The organism is Chitinophaga sp. (assembly GCF_017745275.1).
In the GTDB taxonomy this organism is placed as follows: domain Bacteria; phylum Bacteroidota; class Bacteroidia; order Chitinophagales; family Chitinophagaceae; genus Chitinophaga.
This window is the reverse complement of sequence record NZ_JAGHZS010000007.1, coordinates 459,583-477,789: the sequence shown is the minus strand read 5'-3', so window position 1 is coordinate 477,789 and position 18,207 is coordinate 459,583. Positions and strand designations below refer to the sequence as shown.

At 45.6% G+C, this 18,207-nt stretch carries 19 protein-coding genes; 8 read left to right on the top strand and 11 right to left on the bottom strand.

Going from position 1 to position 18,207, the window contains the following annotated elements:
• Positions 1–2: 2 nt before the first annotated feature.
• The 3 genes from J7623_RS21480 to J7623_RS21470 are packed head-to-tail and all read right to left on the bottom strand — an operon-like array spanning position 3 to position 4,230.
• Positions 3–2,684: a TonB-dependent receptor gene (locus J7623_RS21480; RefSeq protein ID WP_291924237.1), complete on the bottom strand. Its 2,682-nt coding sequence runs from the start codon at positions 2,682–2,684 to the stop codon at positions 3–5.
• Positions 2,635–3,612: a FecR domain-containing protein gene (locus J7623_RS21475; protein WP_291924235.1), complete on the bottom strand. Its 978-nt coding sequence runs from the start codon at positions 3,610–3,612 to the stop codon at positions 2,635–2,637. Before J7623_RS21475 ends, J7623_RS21480 begins: the two co-directional genes overlap by 50 nt.
• 57 nt (positions 3,613–3,669) lie before the next feature.
• On the bottom strand, positions 3,670–4,230 hold the full coding sequence (locus J7623_RS21470) for an RNA polymerase sigma-70 factor (protein ID WP_291924234.1): 561 nt from the start codon (positions 4,228–4,230) through the stop codon (positions 3,670–3,672).
• A gap of 436 nt (positions 4,231–4,666) precedes the next feature.
• Between J7623_RS21470 and J7623_RS21465 the strand changes: the two genes are divergently transcribed.
• The 7 genes from J7623_RS21465 (at position 4,667) to J7623_RS21435 (ending at position 11,846) form a co-directional block, all read left to right on the top strand.
• Entirely contained in the window at positions 4,667–6,025 is a 1,359-nt protein-coding gene (locus J7623_RS21465; RefSeq protein WP_291924233.1) for an acyl-CoA dehydrogenase family protein, read from the top strand.
• 77 nt (positions 6,026–6,102) lie between these two features.
• Positions 6,103–6,858: an SGNH/GDSL hydrolase family protein gene (locus J7623_RS21460; protein ID WP_291924232.1), complete on the top strand. Its 756-nt coding sequence runs from the start codon at positions 6,103–6,105 to the stop codon at positions 6,856–6,858.
• A gap of 161 nt (positions 6,859–7,019) precedes the next feature.
• Positions 7,020–7,526: a hypothetical protein gene (locus J7623_RS21455; protein ID WP_291924230.1), complete on the top strand. Its 507-nt coding sequence runs from the start codon at positions 7,020–7,022 to the stop codon at positions 7,524–7,526.
• Between the two features lie 268 nt (positions 7,527–7,794).
• A complete protein-coding gene (locus tag J7623_RS21450; protein ID WP_291924228.1) occupies positions 7,795–8,640 on the top strand; it encodes an alpha/beta hydrolase in 846 nt (281 codons plus the stop codon).
• Between the two features lie 82 nt (positions 8,641–8,722).
• Entirely contained in the window at positions 8,723–9,832 is a 1,110-nt protein-coding gene (locus J7623_RS21445; RefSeq protein ID WP_291924227.1) for an SPFH domain-containing protein, read from the top strand.
• Between the two features lie 75 nt (positions 9,833–9,907).
• Positions 9,908–11,032, top strand: a complete 1,125-nt coding sequence (locus J7623_RS21440; RefSeq protein WP_291924225.1) for a hypothetical protein — start codon at positions 9,908–9,910, stop codon at positions 11,030–11,032.
• A 241-nt stretch (positions 11,033–11,273) separates the two neighbouring features.
• Positions 11,274–11,846, top strand: a complete 573-nt coding sequence (locus J7623_RS21435) for a DUF4142 domain-containing protein (protein ID WP_291924223.1) — start codon at positions 11,274–11,276, stop codon at positions 11,844–11,846.
• A 71-nt stretch (positions 11,847–11,917) separates the two neighbouring features.
• On the opposite strand, the gene J7623_RS21430 is transcribed toward J7623_RS21435, so the two are convergent.
• The 8 genes from J7623_RS21430 to J7623_RS21395 form a co-directional block, all read right to left on the bottom strand.
• A complete protein-coding gene (locus tag J7623_RS21430) occupies positions 11,918–12,328 on the bottom strand; it encodes a DUF6691 family protein (RefSeq protein ID WP_291924221.1) in 411 nt (136 codons plus the stop codon).
• A gap of 2 nt (positions 12,329–12,330) precedes the next feature.
• On the bottom strand, positions 12,331–12,906 hold the full coding sequence (locus tag J7623_RS21425; protein ID WP_291924219.1) for a YeeE/YedE thiosulfate transporter family protein: 576 nt from the start codon (positions 12,904–12,906) through the stop codon (positions 12,331–12,333).
• A gap of 131 nt (positions 12,907–13,037) precedes the next feature.
• Positions 13,038–13,310, bottom strand: coding sequence for a GNAT family N-acetyltransferase (locus J7623_RS21420; protein ID WP_291924218.1), 273 nt, complete (start codon positions 13,308–13,310; stop codon positions 13,038–13,040).
• A 50-nt stretch (positions 13,311–13,360) separates the two neighbouring features.
• Positions 13,361–13,804 carry a (4Fe-4S)-binding protein gene (locus tag J7623_RS21415; protein WP_291924216.1) on the bottom strand — a complete coding sequence of 148 codons (444 nt, stop codon included), beginning with the start codon at positions 13,802–13,804 and terminating at the stop codon, positions 13,361–13,363.
• A 3-nt stretch (positions 13,805–13,807) separates the two neighbouring features.
• Positions 13,808–14,209: an OsmC family protein gene (locus tag J7623_RS21410; protein ID WP_291924215.1), complete on the bottom strand. Its 402-nt coding sequence runs from the start codon at positions 14,207–14,209 to the stop codon at positions 13,808–13,810.
• 5 nt (positions 14,210–14,214) lie between these two features.
• On the bottom strand, positions 14,215–14,847 hold the full coding sequence (locus J7623_RS21405) for an alpha/beta hydrolase (protein ID WP_291924213.1): 633 nt from the start codon (positions 14,845–14,847) through the stop codon (positions 14,215–14,217).
• A 1-nt stretch (position 14,848) separates the two neighbouring features.
• The gene (locus J7623_RS21400; RefSeq protein WP_291924211.1) at positions 14,849–15,781 is read right to left on the bottom strand and encodes a ring-cleaving dioxygenase; all 933 of its coding nucleotides are present in this window, start codon (positions 15,779–15,781) and stop codon (positions 14,849–14,851) included.
• 116 nt (positions 15,782–15,897) lie between these two features.
• Complete coding sequence (locus J7623_RS21395) at positions 15,898–16,431, bottom strand: YceI family protein (protein WP_291924209.1); 534 nt, start codon at positions 16,429–16,431, stop codon at positions 15,898–15,900.
• A gap of 320 nt (positions 16,432–16,751) precedes the next feature.
• Between J7623_RS21395 and J7623_RS21390 the strand changes: the two genes are divergently transcribed.
• On the top strand, positions 16,752–18,206 hold the full coding sequence (locus J7623_RS21390; RefSeq protein WP_291924208.1) for a TolC family protein: 1,455 nt from the start codon (positions 16,752–16,754) through the stop codon (positions 18,204–18,206).
• Position 18,207: the final 1 nt, after the last annotated feature.

Sequence of the window (18,207 nt, the reverse complement as noted above, 5' to 3'; positions counted from 1 at the left end):
GATTAAAATTTGAAAGTATAACTCAGATAAGGTAATGCCCGGAACAAACTGTATTGGTATAACTGTAACGGGTATATGTCATCAAAAGCAAAATAAGAAAATTGGTCAAAGCTGACAATAAATGGATTACTACGATTATAGATGTTGTAAATGCCCCCTGAAATGACATGCTGAAAACGCTTTTCTCCTCCCAGGAGCAGCGTAGTACCTATATCCAGGTGATGTACCGGGTTTAAGCGGTAGTTATTCAGGCGGGCTATATATGGGAGATAGTTAACCTGGCTGGTAGAGAAGGGGGAATAGCGCTCATCCAGGTATCCTTTGATATTCCGGCTCCAGTCGAAGTCGGGGAATATTTGCACTGGCAGGGTAAAAGGAGCGCCAGACGCAAATTTATAAGTAGCAGAAACTGTCCACTTGGGATTAAACTGGTATTTAAGCGCCAGTGAAATATTATGTCTCCGGTCTTCTTTATAGGGGTACATCTTTCCACCGTTTATCCGGTCAAACTGCCGCCATGCCCAGGAAAGCGAATAGGAAAAGATCCCGGTGAATCGTCCCTGTGTTTTTTCCAGCAACAGTTCACTGCCGTAGTTATAGCCATTGCCGGCAATTACTTTTTTCTCCCACAAGTCCGAGTTATCAAAGATATTCAGTACCGTGTTGGTAGTCACAATATTTTTGAGTTGCTTATAATACAGGTTTACATTGAATCGCCAATTGCCCTGCCATTGACGCTGATAGGCCAGGCCATATGAAAAGGCATGTTCAGGTTTGATATTTTCCGTGCTGGGTACCCACAAATCAGTGGGTAAGTTAATGACGGGGGTGGTCAGTTGGTGTACAAACTGCGTCATTTTTGCAAACGACAATTGTATGTATTGGGATTTTGGCAATTGCCACCGCACCATTAAGCGTGGTTGTAAGCTGGTGTAGAAGGACGTTTTTTGCGCCAGCGCCCCAAGGTGTAGACCGGGTCGGATCACCAGCCGGTCGTTTAATAAACTCAGTTCATCCTCGCCATAAGCGGAAAATTCCGACATGTAATAAATGGGCGCCTTTCGCTGCATGGCTTCTCCGGCGGAAATATTGTTATGATAGGCGGTCGGTGCAAAGTTGTGATAAGTATAACTGCCTCCGAAAGAAATATGTTGCCAGTTGCTCACGTTGTATTCCGTTTCGTTTTTAATCGCCACGTCCCGCACCCTGGAAACACCTTTACCTTTTACAAATAACGAGTCGAAAAAGGAGAGAGGGATAATGGAGTTTTGTGTGAATACATTATAAAAACGGCTGTAGGTGGCAATGGTATTGGTGAATATTTTCGGACTAACCACCCGTGTCCATTTCGCTGCGGCAGTAATATTACTCCAGTCAAAATTGTAATCGTCGAACAGTTGTATTACAGGGTTCGTACTCTGGATGAACATTTTGTCCTGTCCTTTATAGAAACTGATGTACAACCGGTTCCTGTCATTAATGACCTGGTTCAGTTTGAAGTTAACGTCATAGAGATAATATTTGCCGTAGTCAGAAAGATACCTGCTACCATACAGGATATCTACCAGTGAGCGGCGAAGCGACAGGGAGGCGGAGCTTTTATCTTTTACGATAGGACCTTCCAGTAATATATTGCCGGACACGGGGCTGAGTTTAAAGCTGCCGTGCCAGTTTTTCATGTCTCCGTCTCTGGTACGGATGTCTACCACAGACGACAGGCGGCCGCCATAACGTGCCGGGAAGGCATCTTTATACAGTGATACATCTTTTATGGCATCGCCATTGAAAATAGAAAAGAGCCCAAACAGGTGACCGGTATGATAAAGCGGAACGCCGTCCAGCAGGTAAAGGTTCTGGTCAGCGCCACCGCCCCTGATCAGTAGGTTGGCGCTACTTTCCAGGGAGCTGCTGGTACCAGGGTACAGTTGCAGGGATTTCAATACATCCTTTTCTCCCAGCAAGGCGGGAAAGCCGGATACATAGCCCACGGGCATGTTGATATAGCTTTGCTGGGAGGCTACGTCTTCATGTTCTCCTTTTACCACCACGGTTTGCAGTGTACTGCGGGGCTCCAGGTGTATGTCCAGCTGTCCTTCGTCGGGCGGAGGGAGATGTTGAAACGCAGGCTGGTAGCCTACATGGGAAAACACAACACCCTGGCAGGAATCCGGTACCTGCAGGCTATAGAAACCGAATGCATTGGTTTCCGTGCCTTTGCGGGTAACAGGGTCATATACCGAAGCATTGATGATCAGTTCATTGCTGCTGGCTTCTTTTACAAAGCCACTGATGGTGTAATATTGTGTCTGGGAGTTTTCGCGCAGCAGGAATATTTTGCCATTTAACGCCGCTGCCTGGATACCGGTTCCCTGTAAAATGGTGTTTAAAATGGCGCCGGTAGTATGTTCTGTTCCATTTAACTGTACTTTTTTATTTAGGTGCAGAAAGCTGGAGCTGTAAGATATGTTGATCCCGGTACTTTTTTGAATGTGCTGTATGAAAAAAAGGATGGTACCTTGCCGGGAAGGGGGTGTATAGGCTTGTTGCAGCAAATCACTTTCATTGTTCTGTGCCTGTAGGGAAGTAGCACAGAACAATAAAACAAAACTCAGGAGGTATAAAAAACGACTAAAATTACTGGCTAATGACGATGGTATCGCCGTTTTGTTGGTATTTAAACCCAAGCAATAGTTGTAATTCATGCAAAACATCATCACAGGACTGATTCCGGAAGGTGATCGTAGCTTTTTGCTGCGAGGCTATTTCACGGTATTGATCGTCAATCCTGATTTCTTTTGCGTAAAAGTCGGCTAATTGTGGCAATATTTCAAGCAATGATTCATCATTAAATTGCAAAATGCCGGTTTTCCAGGCAATAAAATTTAAATTTTTATTATTACCGGCGTATAACTGGCCATTGCCCCAGGTTCCTTTTTGTCCGCTGCCCAGGATGAGGGCTGTTGTATCACCTTCTACGCCAAGCTTTACGCGCCCGGAAGCAACGATGACAGCGGTACTGTCTTTCCCCGTTTGCACAGTAAAAGAGGTACCCAATACTTCTATCACCGATTGATTAGGTGTTTTTACGAGGAAGGGGTGTCCGGGATCATTGGCGATTTCGAAAAATGCTTCTCCTTCCAGTTCCACCACGCGCTGATCGTGATGATAGCCGTTGATATACCGGATACGGGCGCCCTGACGCAGGGTTACTGTAGATTTATCAGGTAATTCCAGGCTTTTTATTTTACCGTCGTTAGCGGCCAGTTCATGTTTTTTCAGGGAAGAGCGACTTTCCAGCCACCATGCTCCTCCTGTTAAAAGTAATATGATAGCTGCTGCGGCAGCGTATTTGGTATAGAGTGTTTTAATCCGGGAAACAGGAGGTTGAATGGCCTGGCTGGTTTTGTTCCAGGCAGCCGTAGTATTGTATTGTCGCGAAGTGCCGGCGGCTTTGGAACTATCCTTCCAGATGGTGCTCAAAGCATTAAACTCCGCCTGGTTTTCAGGAGAGGCATCCAGCCATTTTTGTAATTCGGCAGATTCTGCGTCGGTACAATGACCAGCAAGCTTTTTAGCTATAAGTTCATATAGGTAGGTGTCTAAATGCTCCATAAGTTACATTACAGTGTGCTCTAATCAGATAACGCTCGTTAGTGTGACAACCCTCTATCAGGGCGTCAATATTTTTAATAAAAAAAGAATACTGACTGGTAAACCATATTGCAACAGGTATTTCCGCAGTAATTTAAGTGCCCGGCCCATATAGTTTTCGACCGTTTTGGCGGAAAGGCCAAGTTTGGTTGCTGCCTGTTGGTGAGTCATCCCATTGATCCTGCAACAGGTAAATACTTCACGGCATTGTGGCGGTAAGTTGGCAACGGCCTCATAGATCAGTTGCTCGTAATAAGGCCTGGCATTTTCTATCTCCCTGGCATCCGGGTCCTCCATGCTGTCACTAATCCATTCAAACCCTTTGTTACCTGCTTCTTCGGTGCCCAGCTTGCGTAATGCGGAAATAGAATTATTACGCACCGCCCTGAAAAGGTACGCTTTTATATTGGGTATACCGATCAGGTTCTGATGTTTTTCCCAGAGCCTGATAAACGTTTCCTGTACCACATCTTCTGCAGCCGCATCGTCTTTCAGAAAACTATAGGCATAGTTACATAAGTCATTATACTGTGAATGAAATAATTCTTTATATGCCTGGTAAGAAGGTGATGTAAGCATTAACCTTCACGATATTTTAATATATATGAAATGATCCTTGCGAAAGTAACTATCTTTTTGAAAAGAATAACCAATTAAGCAGTAGTAATTTATCACCTTTTTATAGATTTTTTTTTCTGAAGAAGGATAGGGGGATGAGCTTTTTTTTGCGTCATCAGGTATAACAGCCATGTATATATTTTTGTAGCAATGCTCTTTTTTTAGTTGTGTTTTTAAAACCAGGGGGTTGCATGCTGTTCTGTGCAACCCTTTTTTTATGCCGGTATCATTTTAACTAATCATGATATTGTTGTTGTATCTTTTGCAATCTATTGTAATGGCTGGTAATCCATCTCCTTTTTACCGCTGCCAAAAACAAAAAAATCAGTAGCATCAGCATAATCCGGGAAAAGACAAAATCCGTGTGAATCCGTATTTTTATACAAAACCATGCAATATGTCCGGAACCTTTTCCAAACTGAAAAACGCCTACCACCTGTTAAAGAGCATCGATTTCAATATGCTCGCCAAACTCTCTGAAAAAGTAGACCTCCCCAGGGTAATGGCCTCAGTAGCACAGATGGACGACACCCAACTGAATGGCCTGATGAAAATGCTGACCAGTCGTGGTGCCAAAAAAGCACTGCCTCCGATTGAGGGCGACTTTTACGACCTCGGCAGCAAGCTCAATGCAGACGACCGGGCGCTGCAGTTGAAAGTGCGGGCATTCATGGAAAAGGAAATACAACCGCTGGTAAATGAGCACTGGCTAAAAGCCACTTTCCCGTTTGAAATCATTTCGAAGTTCAGGGAACTCAATATTTGTGGCGTTACTTATGAAGGCTACGGCTGTCCTAACCGCTCGTTTCTGATGGAGGGGATTATTGCCATGGAAATGGCCAGGGTAGACGCTTCTATTGCCACTTTCTTTGGCGTGCAAAGCGGACTGGCCATGGGATCTATTTATATGCTGGGATCGGAAGCACAGAAGCAGGAATGGTTACCGGGCATGCAGCAGCTAAACCTTATTGGCGCATTTGGCTTAACCGAACCAGAAGTAGGCTCCGGTACTGCCGGCGGACTAACAACCACGGCTAAACGTACAGGGGATACCTGGGTATTAAATGGCCAGAAGAAATGGATAGGCAATGCTACCTTTGCTGACGTGATCGTAATATGGGCCCGGGATGTGGATGATAACCAGGTGAAAGGTTTCCTGCTGAGAAAAGATACGCCTGGCTTCAGTGTGGAAAAGATCCATGATAAAATGGCCCTGCGCATTGTACAAAACGGGCTGATTACCTTAACCGATTGTCACATTGCAGAGACTGACCGTTTGCAAAATGCCAACTCCTTTAGGGATACCGCAAAAGTACTGCAAATGACGCGGGCAGGTGTTGCCTGGGAAGCCGTAGGCTGCGCCCGCGGAGCATATGAAAACGCGCTGGCGTATACCCGTACCCGTGAGCAATTTGGCAAACCGATCGCTTCCTTCCAGTTAATACAGGGACACCTGGTAGAAATGTTATCCAACCTGACAGCCATGCAAACCATGGTATACAGGTTGTCCGAAATACAGGATGCCGGCCAGTTAAAGGATGAACATGCCTCACTGGCTAAAGTGTTTTGTACCCTGCGTACCCGTGATGTGGTAAGCCGCGCCCGTGAAGTGATGGGAGGCAACGGCATCCTGCTGGAATATAACGTAGCGCGTTTTGTTGCCGATGCAGAAGCTATTTATTCTTACGAAGGCACGAAAGAAATCAATTCCCTGATTGTGGGAAGGGCCATCACCGGGTTTAGCGCTTTTGTCTGAAAAATGTGAAATCTTTTTTATAGTTTAAGCGCCTGATTACGGAGTATACCGTCATCGTCACTTAATCCATGCCCGTTATGAATTCATCTAACCGTCGTAACTTTCTCAGGAATGTATCGCTGGGAAGCCTTGCTGCCATCAGTATTCCTGGTATTGTATCCGCCGCTGTTGCTGCAGAAAAAACAAAAAAGATAACACTCAAAAAAGAAGGTATCGTATTGTTCCAGGGCGATTCCATCACCGATGCCGGTCGTAAAAGAGACCATGAGGAAGCCAATAGCAGCGCTGCGTTGGGTAGTGGCTATGCATTGATGGCGGCATCAGGACTGTTACTCAAACATGCCGGTAAGCACCTGAAGATTTATAACAAAGGCATCAGTGGTAACAAAGTATTTCAGTTGGCCGACCGCTGGGATGTAGATTGTCTGGCTATCAAGCCGGATGTACTCAGTATCCTGGTGGGCGTGAACGATTACTGGCATACACTGAATAACAATTACAAAGGCACTATCCAAACTTACAGGGATGATTACGATAAGCTGCTGTCTCGTACCAGGGCCGCTTTGCCGGATGTACAACTGATTATCGGGGAGCCTTTTGCAGTGAGGGATGTAAAGTCGGTGGATGATAAGTGGTATCCTGCATTTGACGAATATCGTGCAGCAGCACGCGCTATCGCAGATAAATACGAGGCCACTTTCATTCCATATCAATCCATTTTTGATAAAGCGCTGCAGTCGGCGCCTGGAGCATACTGGACTGGAGACGGTGTACATCCCAGTGTGGCCGGTGCTCAACTAATGGCGGAAGCCTGGCAGCAATGCGTAAAATAATATTCCTATTTTTGCACCACGTCGCCCCGGCGTGGTGTAAAATATCCTCCTCCCAACCACTACCTAATTTTTAGATTAAGTACTTCTACTGAGATGTGAAACCCTGCAGCATAATAGCTTTGCACTCATTAACCCCTTTTGTTTCACATTAATTTTAAAGTATGAAAAAAGTATTTAAGCGTTTTGTGGGTGATGCCCCTTTATTCCTTGTTGCCATGATGAGCGTGCTGTTTTTTACGCAATGCAGAAAACACAAAGATGAGAATAAGCCTGATGGCGGTATAACCACCTCTTACCTCGTTGGCAAAAAATGGCAGACAAAAGCAATGACAGTCACCCCGGGTTTTGATGATGGCCAGGGTGGTACCATAACCGATTTATACGCCATCATGCCGGCTTGTGTAAAAGATAATTTCACCATTTTTAAAGCAGATGGTTCGGCAGTGGAAGATGAGGGCGCCGACAAATGTCCTGGTACCAACCAAACCAGAACCTATACGTGGAAATTAAAGGATGACGGTACCCTGGAAGGATTTACCATGGAAGATTTCACCGGTACTTTCAAATCCGTAAAAAACAGCGATACCAAAGTAACCATTACCGCCACCGGTAAAATGGCAGATGACAATACCGTGCGGACATTGACAATAGTAATAGAAGCGATATAAATTATTTAAGACGGTTAGCACTCAATTTCATAAGCAAGGATACCTTCAGGTACTGCATATCCTGTTGGTTATATTGGCGCCACAGCTTCCTCTTCAGGGAGCTGTCCCGTTTTAAGTGTTAGCAATAAATAACGGTTTATCAAAGAATATCTCCGGGATCTGTATGCCTGGTGGTCAGACGAGTAACACAGCTTCCTGTTAAGGAAGCTGTCCTTGTATCTGCCCATTGTATTTATTATATTTGTCTTTTTAACACTAAATTCCATTAATGAAACAACTTTGTATTTTACTTACAATGATAGGAATGACTACCGCTATTAGTGCCCAGCAACAAACCATTCACCTGTGGCCAGGTACCGTGCCGGAAGAACCTGCGGCGAAACAGGCGGCCAAAGTAACGCCTGATGGAAGTAATAATATCACACGTTTAACAGATGTTACCGATCCGCTGCTGGAAGTATTTCCGGCACCAGCCGCCAATAACAACGGCATGGGTGTAGTGATTTGTCCCGGTGGAGGCTATAGCATCCTGGCGATTAACCTGGAAGGATACGAAATAGCTGCCTGGTTTAATAAACTCGGCTATACCGCTTTTGTACTTCAATATCGTGTACCTAAAAAAGAAGCCGGTGCTTTACAGGATGCCCAACGTGCTATGCGTGTGGTGCGCAGTCGCGCCGCCGAATGGAATGTACAACCTGATAAGATTGGCATGCTTGGTTTTTCAGCCGGTGGTAGCCTGACCGCAAGAGCAGCTACGCTATATAACGTTCAAACCTATACGCCATTCGATAAAGCTGATAGCCTCTCTGCCCGTCCTGCTTTCGGAGTGCTGATATATCCTGCTTATCTTGATAACGGAAGTAACCGGACGTTGACACCGGAACTAAAGCCAACCAGTCAAACGCCTCCCATGTTCATTTTCGGCACTGCGGATGATTTTTTTGGCAACAGCGCCCTGGTAATGGCGGGTGCCCTGCGAGACGCCAAAGCTGCGGTGGAATTACATTTTTATCCGAAAGGAGGCCATGGGTACGGATTACGCCCGGGAAACCCTGCTGCAGATGCCTGGCCCGGACTCCTGGAAAAATGGCTAAAAGTGGCCGTGAAATAAAGTTTGGCGAAATTATAACTATCCGGATATAGCTTTTCAAGTAAATAATTCTTTAAATTGGCAGCGTATAAAACCTGTTACTATGGGAATTTTTGATAAGCTCAGGAACGAATTTATTGACATTATTGAGTGGACAGACCCGTCCACAGACACCATTGTGTGGAAGTTTCCCCGTTACCAGAATGAAATAAAAATGAATGCCAAGCTTACTGTGCGTGAATCACAGGTGGCTGTTTTTATGAATGAAGGTAAGATTGCCGATGTATTTCAACCCGGCATGTACACACTGACTACACAAAATATGCCTGTACTGAGTACATTACAGGGATGGAAATATGGCTTCAACAGCCCTTTTAAAGCTGATGTGTTCTTTGTGAGCATGCGGCAGTTCACTAACCAGAAATGGGGAACGAAGAACCCGGTGATGCTCCGTGATGCGGAATTTGGACCATTGCGCCTTCGCGCTTTTGGTAGCTACGCATTCCGCGTAAAGGATGCCGGTTCCTTCCTGAAAGAAGTAGCCGCTACCAACCCGGAGTTCACGGTAGAAGGCATTAACGAGCAACTGCGCAACCTGGCGGTATCCCGCGGTATGGAAGCCATTGCAGAAGCCAAAATTCCTGTACTGGACCTGGCTGCCAACTATGAAGAAGTATCCACCCAGATTACCGGTAAAATTGGATCAGAGTTCAATGAACTGGGATTGGAACTGACCAAATTCCTCATAGAAAATATTTCGTTGCCGCCTGAAGTGGAAGCTGCACTGGATAAGCGCAGCAGCATTGGCATCGTGGGCAACCTGGGAGCATATTCCCAGTTCCAGGCCGCCAATGCCATGGAAAAGGCAGCCGAAAATCCTTCCGGCGGCGGACTTGCTGCAGCAGGATTAGGTGCCGGCATGGGCGCAGCAATGATGGGACAGGTAGGTAACATCTTCCAAAACAATAATCAGCAGCCTAACGCAGGCGGTGGCGCACCACCTCCTTTGCCGACCGCCGCTCCTTTCTATGTGGCTGTAGACGGAAAACAAAGCGGTCCTTTTGACCAGGATCAACTGCGCCAACTTGCTGCTGCAGGTAATCTGAATGCACAAACACTGGTATGGAAAACCGGTATGGCCGCCTGGTCTGCCGCAGGTACCGTTCCAGAACTGGCCCCGGTATTAGCTACCGTGCCACCACCATTACCATAAAACTAAAAAAGCGGCTGTAGCCAATGTCATAAAAAGCCTACTGGCCATGGTTACAGCCGCTCCCAAAATATTCCTATGTCATTTGAGGAGAAAACAAGTGAGACGGTCAATTCACTAAAATGCCAGAACTGCGGAGCCATACTGCACTATGCCCCAGGAACCAACAGCCTGAAATGTGAATATTGTGGCACAGTAAATCAGATAGAAGAAGCCACACTACCAGCATCCATTCAGCCGGTAGACTATGCGCAATTTATTGCAGAACAAAAAAATCATACTGAAACAACGCAGGAGGCAGTAGTGGTAAAGTGTACCGGCTGCGGTGCATCCACTACCATGCTGCCCAATGTAACAGCCGATTCCTGTCCATTCTGTGCGTCTCCGCTGGTAGTAGATACCGCTCAAACAACCGCCATTCTTCAGCCGCATTATGTGCTGCCCTTCGTGGTGAAAGACAGTGAGGCCGTGCAATATTTCAGAACCTGGATGAGCAAACTCTGGTTTGCACCATCAGACATGGTTAAGAAAGTAAAAGACGGCTCCTCGCAGCAATTAAAGGGCGTATATATTCCGCACTGGAGCTATGATACGGATACTTATACCGAATATTCCGGGCAACGCGGCGAATATTATTACACCACAGAAACCTATACAGAAGAAGTAAACGGAAGAACTGAAACCCGTACCAGGCAAGTGAGACATACCGCATGGTATCCAACTTCAGGGAGGGTAAATAACAGCTTCCGGGATGTATTGGTATCAGCCAGTCCTTCGCTGCCACTAAAAATGGCGGAAATCCTGGAACCGTGGTTGCTGGATCAGTTGAAGAAATATGATGGACGCTACCTGAGTGGTTTCCGTGCTGAAATTTATCAGACTAATGCGGAACAAGCCCTGGTAGTGGCCAAGAGAAGAATGGATCCCGTTATTTGCGATGAAATCAGGGATGATATTGGGGGAGATGAACAAAGCATTGATAGCTATGATGTGGAATACAATAACCTGGGCTTGAAATACCTGTTACTCCCTGTTTGGATCAGTGCTTATCGCTATAATGGCAAACTATATCATTTTGTGGTGAATGCCTGCACCGGTGAAGTAACCGGAGATCGGCCATATAGCTGGATCAAGATTGCAGGATTAATACTGATAATTATTCTTGTTATCGTGGTGATCTATTCGTTGTCGCAATCCAAATAATTATTTTTTTCAGATAAACTGGTGACGTCGCTTGCAGTAAAATGCAAGCGGCGTCACCAGTTTTTTTTCGCGCTGTGGGGAAAACCATCTACAATATTTTGTGTTCGCTAATGTTGCGTGGCTTCTTTGTATGTCAGTCTGGTATTGTGTTTCCGTGAGCCTGCTTTTTTCCGGGTACCGTTTTTGCAAAGTTGGTTGGTATAAAACAGACACACGTATTACCAACCCAAAACAATACACAATGAAGAAGTTAGTAATCTTGTCAGCAACATTTTTAGCCGTTTGGATGACGCAATCCTGCGGCAACAATGCGAGGAATCCACAAAATGAAAAACCGGTAGACAGTGCTCAGGACATTAACCAGGCAACAAAACCAGTAGATGAGAAATCATCGCAATTTGCAGTGGATGCGGCCAATGCCGGTATGCATGAAGTGGAAGCCGGAAAATTGGCGCAGGAGAAAGCACAAAATCCGCAAGTGAAATCTTTTGCCACCATGATGGTAAATGATCACACCAAAGCAGGCGATGAACTAAAAGCATTGGCTCAAAAGAAGAACATCACACTTCCTGCAGAATTATCAACAGAAGATAAAAAACACATGGACGACATGGCGAAGAAAACGGGGAAAGACTTTGATAAACACTACATCGATATGATGGTAGATGGACATGAAAAAGTAGTGAGCGAATTTGAAAAGGCATCCGACAATGTAACGGACGATGACCTGAAAACATGGGCACGTAATACTTTACCTACTTTAAAAGCGCACCTGGATTCCGCTAAAGCCATTCAAGCCAGTTTGAAAAAATAACATAACAGATTCTTTGTGAATCATGGGAATTGCAATCATAGCTTCAAGGGCCAGCTCCTTGAAGCTTTTTTTTAATGAGGAAGGCGGGGCTTCAGCGCGCCATATACCCATGTACCTGCAATGGCGCTGAGTAAAGTAACGCCTACTACGGTAAAGCCAGAACCAATCTGTGCAAACAAAGGTCCCGGACATGCACCGGTAATGGCCCACCCCAGTCCGAATATCAGTCCACCGAAGATTTGTCCCTTGTTGAATGTTTTGGGTGCGACGCTGATGGGTTCGCCGGCAATTGTTTTTACATGAAACCGTTTGATCACTTGCAACGAAATAATACCGGTAACCACCGCAGTACCAATTACACCGTACATATGAAAAGAAGTGAGCTGGAACATTTCCTGTATACGGAACCAGCTAATCACCTGTGCTTTTACCAGCACTATACCAAAGAAAATACCTGCTATCAGAAATTTAATGTTTTTCATAATTATTGAAAGCATTTAAAGAGATAAGGGATCAATACATTGGCACTAAAGAAACCGCCGGCCATAAAGCAGCAGGTAGCTACCAGCGAAGGCCATTGAAGATTAGACAATCCCATAATAGAATGCCCCGACGTACAACCACCGGCATAGCGGGTGCCAAAGCCAATCAGGAAGCCACCGAATACAAAAAAGATCAAGCCTTTCCAGGTAAACAGGTTGGACCAGCTAAATATTTCTGATGGCAGCAAAGCACTGTAATCATGTACGCCATAAGTAGCCAGTCGTTGCTGCGTAGCCGCTGCCACCTGTATATCCTGGCCATCTTGCAGGTAATGTGCTGCCAGGAAACCGCCCAGTAAAATACCTGCTGCAAAAAACAGGTTCCAGGATTCCTTTTTCCAGTCGTATTGGAAGAAGGAAATGTTTGCCGGGAAACAGGCAGCGCAGATATGCCGCAGTGAAGAAGAAATGCCAAAGGCCTTATTGCCAAGTATTAGTAGTACCGGCACTGTTAGACCTATCAATAGCCCGGACACGGACCAGTGCCAGGGCTGCTGAATGAATTTTACCAGTTCCATAGAGATAGTTTTTTATTAGATGAATTTACGAAATTGAATGGGCATAAAGCAAAAAGCTATTGTAGCGAATGATTATCCATGTTGATAATCGCTACAATAGCTTTTTGGCTTTCAGCTTTATACTTTCTGCCTTACAGCAAATCATTATACTCCGGATGCCTTTTCATATAGGCATTCACGTACGGACAGTATGGTTTCACCTTCAGGTGTTTTTCCCGTGCATACTCCAGTACATATTTGGCCATTTGTCCCGCAATGCCTTTGCCTTCCAGTTCTGGCGGAACTTCTGTATGTACATAAGCAATGCCGCCAGGGAATAAGGTGTAGGCAATCAACGCCGTATGGCCATCTACCACCGTTTCAAACTGATGTTTGGTGGTATTGTTTTGAATGTTCAATTCCATAAAGTTGTAGCTTAAATGGGTGATGTACGGAACAGCTCCTTTGCAGTAGCTCAGGACTTGTCAGAAAATTTGATTTTTGTATGTGTACCGTCACAGTAGGGTTTGTTGGACGAGGCGCCACAGCGGCAAAAAGCGGTCACCTTATTCTTATGGGTTTCTTTGCCATTGGCATCCCGTACAACAATATTTCCATACACCAGCAACGGCCCGTTAGGCGTTGGTTCCACGATGCTTTCAGCTGTGATGTTTGGTTCTACGCCGCCTTCCGCCGCCACATCGGCGTTCATGAAATAGGTGAGTGCACCGGAAGGGCATTGCTTTACCTGTGCCACAATCTGCTCCGTGGTGGCGGCATCTGCCTGAATCCACGGCTTTTGATTGGGATTGAATACCGCAGGAAGACCATGAAAGCACACTTCTGAATGGATACAGACATTTGGCTTCCATACAATGGTCACTTCTCCGTTGGTGTAGTGTTTGGTGATGTCTTTCATGGTTTAAACAGCTTTTGTATTCACTATGATAGGGTTGGTCAGAACTTTGTGAACAGGGCAGGAGTGAGCTATCTGTAACAACCTCGCCCGCTGCTCTTCCGTTAAGTCCCCTGCAAAATAAACTTCCATATCTATGACAGTAGTCAGCGGATCTGGTTTGGCGGCGCTGTTATAACGCAACTCTACTTCGATGTTTTCCACTGGCCATTTCTTTCGATTGGCGTACATTTTTACAGTGATCGCTGTACAGGCGGCAAGACTGCTCAATAACAGCTCTCCGGGTTGTGGTCCGGTATCGCCGCCACCTACTTCTTCCGGCTCATCTGCCAGCCAGCGGTGGTCTCTTGTACTGATGGATACCTGGTAGGGATGACCTGATAAACTTACTTTTACTTCCTGATCCATGTGTATTATTTACTGAAATGATGGTGCATCCATTCCGCTGCCAGCGTAATGTCCTGTTGAACCAGGTTATGCCCCGTATTAACGGTATAGGTACTTACATCAAATCCATTAGCACTTAAGAGGGAGGCGTATGCCGCGGTAGCAGCCGGGTTGACCGTACTGTCCTGCGCGCCGGAACTCATAAATACAGGCGATTGCCGCTGCGTTTCGAAAGAGTCTTCCAGGCCACTGAGTGGCTGCATGGGACGGAACAACACCGCACCTGCCAGCAATTCGGGGTACAGCATCAGCGTGGCGCCGGCAATATTAGCGCCGTTGGAGTACCCTACTGCAATCAGTTTATTGATGTCGAAACCCTTAATAGCAGACAGGCCTTTGAGAAAATGAACCATTTCATGGGTGCGGAAATGCACGTCTTTTTCATCAAATACCCCCATGGCTAAACGACGAAAGAAACGTGGCATGCCCTGTTCTTCCACATTGCCTCTTAAACTCAGTATGTTGAATCCTCTTCCCAGCGATCCTGCCAGTGGCAACAAATCACGCTCATCTCCGCCGGTACCGTGTAACAGTAACAGCGTATAGGCGGCGCCGTTGTCAACCGGCTGGTATACATATTGCATCGGCCTGAAGTCCATATCAGTCCAGTTTTATCAGTTTTTGTACAATCTCTTCCCGCTGCGCTTCATATTGTTCCGGCAACATCAGGTGTGTCCCCAGTTCTGCCGCCGGCTCATCTACGGTAAATCCCGGGGTATCGGTAGCCAGTTCAAATAAAACGCCACCCGGTTCCCGGAAATATACGGAACGGAAGTATTTGCGATCCAGTTGTGGCGTGACGTTTAAGCCACGGTCTTCCAGCAGTTGCCGATAATGCATTTGCATAGCATCATCTTTCATGCGGAAGGCAATATGATGTACACTGCCACCAGCTACGTGACCACGAGGCTCGCCCTTGGCTTCTACCAGGTCTATATAGTTGGCGGTGTCACCGGCAGGACTGGCAAACCGGTAACGATTGGTGTGATTTTTTTCCAGTTGATATCCAAACACAGATACCAGTAAATCAGCCGTAGGCTGTATGTCTTCCAAAGTAAGGGTAACATGGTGAAAGCCACGGGTGGCATTTGCTTCTGTTACTTCGTTGGTGACCCAGGGCTGCCTGTTATCTGCTTTTTCGGGGACTGTTAACTCCACTTTTAACCCGTCAGGATCAATAAAGGTCAGGTAAATGTCGCCGAATTTGGCAGAAGGTTTATTATAGATGATATTCTCTTTTTCAAATCTTTTCAGCCAGAAATCAATACTGCCCTCGGGAATGGAATAACCCACTTCGGTGGCCATATGCGTGCCTCTACGGCCCGTCATAATATCCTGCCAGGGGAAAAATGTGAGGATAGTACCAGGTGTACCCGTTTCATCTCCATAATAAAAATGATAAGTATGCGGATCATCAAAGTTGACCGTTTTCTTTACAAAACGTAACCCCATTACCCGGGTATAAAAATCATAATTCTTCTTAGCGTTGCCTGCAATGGCCGTCACATGATGGATACCTGTTATGTCGTTCATAGTTACTCCTTTTTGAGGTTTTAGCTGCCAGCTTTTAGCTTTTAGTAAATGCAGCGCAGATTAAAATATGTTGATCCCGCTATATTTACTAAAAGCTAAAAGCTAATGGCTAAAAGCTATTTTTTAATCAACTGCACTTCGCCGTTTATTTTCACTTCGTCACTTACCATTACGCCGCCTGTTTCTGTAGCAGCATTCCAGGTGAGTCCAAAATCTTTACGGTTAATTTTACCATTGATCGTAAAACCAGCCTTGGTATTACCCCATGGGTCTTTTACCACACCACCGAATTCTACAGAAAGTTTAATGTTTTTGGTAACATCACGAATGGTGAGATCACCGTGTAATTCATAAGAACCATCATTGTCTATATTCTCATATTTGGTAGCTACAAACGTGATGTTCCGATAGGTATTAACGTCGAAGAAGTCCGGGGAACGGAGATGCTTATCGCGATCCTGGCTACCGGTAGAAATAGAATCTACATCTACGGTTGCTTTCACCTTTGCCGTCATGAAGTCATCTTCTTCGGTTTCTGCATCCACCGTGAAATCGAGAAATTTTCCGCTGACATTAGTGATCATCAGGTGGCGGATTTTGAATCCAAGTTCACTGTGACTAAGGTCGACTACCCATTGTTGTTTTGCCATAAGTAAATGTAGTTTTAAATGAATCAATAAAATGCTTGTTGCTGCGTAAGCCGCTGCAGGGCTATATCTTAACAAGTATTCTTTCTTATTGTTTAATGCTTTGATACCACAAATATCGGTAGATAGCAGCAGGGCTAAAATGGACCAATTGTCGTAATTGATGTACTATTTGTGGCAGTTGTTAAAGATAGCGATTTTCAGGTAAGTACTTTATTATCAAATTATGTATAATTTTTTTCAAATACTTCAAACATTATTCATGAAATATTGTTTGGAGGTGTTGAAGCCCGGCATGGCCTTCCTGATGAAAAGAAAACCGTATGAGATATTACCTGCTTTTAATACCGTTATTGACTGTATTACATGTGAGGGCGCAACAGAACGGACAACAGCTGACTTTAAAACAATGTTATGAACTCGCAAAGAACGGGAATACCCTCATCCAGCAGGCCCAACGCTCTTTACAGGCGAGACAATATAATCTACAGGCAGAGAACAGCAGTTATTACCCGAAGCTGGATCTCCTGGCCGGATATAATTACTTGGGTAAGCCACTGGAGATAAACCTGCAACAGGTAAAAGATGGTGTAGTCAACGGATCGTCTGCCCAAAGTGTAAATACCGCCAACGCCGTGTTCCAGCAAATCACCGGTCAGCCGCTTCCCCAAAGTGTAAAGGATGTTATCTATAATGGTACGAAAGGAATTATCAATACCTTTTACCCGGACTATAATCCCGAACTCTCCAAACAATCTTACTTTACCGCTGCACTGGCGTTGCGACAACCCATTTACCTCGGCGGAAAAATTGCTGCCGCGCAGCAGTTGGCACGTACCCAGGTAGTGGGTGGCCAATTCAATCAGCAGGTGGTGGAAAAAGGACTCTACTTCGCGATCGGCGCTCAGTATATCCGTATCCTTTATCTTAACACCATGATGGCACATGAGGAAGTGATTGTAGCGGCATTTAAGAAAAACCGCGACTACGCCACCTCCCTGAAAGATAACCAGATATTGCCTCCTTATCTGCTCAATTGGGCCAGGGTAGCCTATATACAAGCTACCAGCCGTTATAGTAACCTCGGATTGGAAAAAGAAAATGCCCTGCTGGAACTGAACAACCTCCTGGGCCAGCCGCTGGAAACGCCCATCATCATTGAGGATACCCTGCAGTATGAGCTGAAACCCGTTGCCGGCGAAGGACAGATAACGCAACTCACCAATAATCCTGCCTACCGTTTGGTGGAAAATAAAACAGACCTGGCGAATGTAGCCCTGAAAGCTTCCCGCTCACTGGCATTACCCAATATATTTGCCATAGGCAGTTTAAACCTTTACCAAAAAGATTTGCCGGTAACGATTCCTCCATGGCTCGTTGGCGTGGAAATGCAGTGGAACCTCTTCGACGGATTACAAAAGTATAAGCGTACCAAAGCTTCCAAAATGCTGGTGGAAGAAGCGCAGATGGCGGCCGCTAATACTAAAACTTCGCTGGAACTACGACTGCGTGTAGCTATGAACAAAATGAAGGCCCTGCAAAATGATGTGGCTTCTCTCGACAGTGCCCGGCAACAGGCACGGGTGACCACCACACTGGTCACCGACCGGATGCAGAATCAGTTGTCGTCCGTGAAAGATGTCAATGACGCGCTTTTACAGGAAGAAGAAATGCAGAAGATCTATTATACCGCCGTAATGGGCTACTACCTGGCCCTGGCCGAATACTGGAATGTAATGGGTACACCGGAACAATTTGCTACTTACGTTGACAGATAAA

What these genes read in the sequence shown, in the direction of transcription:
- J7623_RS21475 (WP_291924235.1), bottom strand. Translation starts at nt 3,612, where the DNA reads ATGGAGCATTTAGACACCTACCTATATGAACTTATAGCTAAAAAGCTT.
- J7623_RS21470 (WP_291924234.1), bottom strand. Translation starts at nt 4,230, where the DNA reads ATGCTTACATCACCTTCTTACCAGGCATATAAAGAATTATTTCATTCA.
- J7623_RS21465 (WP_291924233.1), top strand. Translation starts at nt 4,667, where the DNA reads ATGTCCGGAACCTTTTCCAAACTGAAAAACGCCTACCACCTGTTAAAG.
- J7623_RS21460 (WP_291924232.1), top strand. Translation starts at nt 6,103, where the DNA reads ATGAATTCATCTAACCGTCGTAACTTTCTCAGGAATGTATCGCTGGGA.
- J7623_RS21455 (WP_291924230.1), top strand. Translation starts at nt 7,020, where the DNA reads ATGAAAAAAGTATTTAAGCGTTTTGTGGGTGATGCCCCTTTATTCCTT.
- J7623_RS21450 (WP_291924228.1), top strand. Translation starts at nt 7,795, where the DNA reads ATGAAACAACTTTGTATTTTACTTACAATGATAGGAATGACTACCGCT.
- J7623_RS21445 (WP_291924227.1), top strand. Translation starts at nt 8,723, where the DNA reads ATGGGAATTTTTGATAAGCTCAGGAACGAATTTATTGACATTATTGAG.
- J7623_RS21440 (WP_291924225.1), top strand. Translation starts at nt 9,908, where the DNA reads ATGTCATTTGAGGAGAAAACAAGTGAGACGGTCAATTCACTAAAATGC.
- J7623_RS21435 (WP_291924223.1), top strand. Translation starts at nt 11,274, where the DNA reads ATGAAGAAGTTAGTAATCTTGTCAGCAACATTTTTAGCCGTTTGGATG.
- J7623_RS21430 (WP_291924221.1), bottom strand. Translation starts at nt 12,328, where the DNA reads ATGAAAAACATTAAATTTCTGATAGCAGGTATTTTCTTTGGTATAGTG.
- J7623_RS21425 (WP_291924219.1), bottom strand. Translation starts at nt 12,906, where the DNA reads ATGGAACTGGTAAAATTCATTCAGCAGCCCTGGCACTGGTCCGTGTCC.
- J7623_RS21420 (WP_291924218.1), bottom strand. Translation starts at nt 13,310, where the DNA reads ATGGAATTGAACATTCAAAACAATACCACCAAACATCAGTTTGAAACG.
- J7623_RS21415 (WP_291924216.1), bottom strand. Translation starts at nt 13,804, where the DNA reads ATGAAAGACATCACCAAACACTACACCAACGGAGAAGTGACCATTGTA.
- J7623_RS21410 (WP_291924215.1), bottom strand. Translation starts at nt 14,209, where the DNA reads ATGGATCAGGAAGTAAAAGTAAGTTTATCAGGTCATCCCTACCAGGTA.
- J7623_RS21405 (WP_291924213.1), bottom strand. Translation starts at nt 14,847, where the DNA reads ATGGACTTCAGGCCGATGCAATATGTATACCAGCCGGTTGACAACGGC.
- J7623_RS21400 (WP_291924211.1), bottom strand. Translation starts at nt 15,781, where the DNA reads ATGAACGACATAACAGGTATCCATCATGTGACGGCCATTGCAGGCAAC.
- J7623_RS21395 (WP_291924209.1), bottom strand. Translation starts at nt 16,431, where the DNA reads ATGGCAAAACAACAATGGGTAGTCGACCTTAGTCACAGTGAACTTGGA.
- J7623_RS21390 (WP_291924208.1), top strand. Translation starts at nt 16,752, where the DNA reads ATGAGATATTACCTGCTTTTAATACCGTTATTGACTGTATTACATGTG.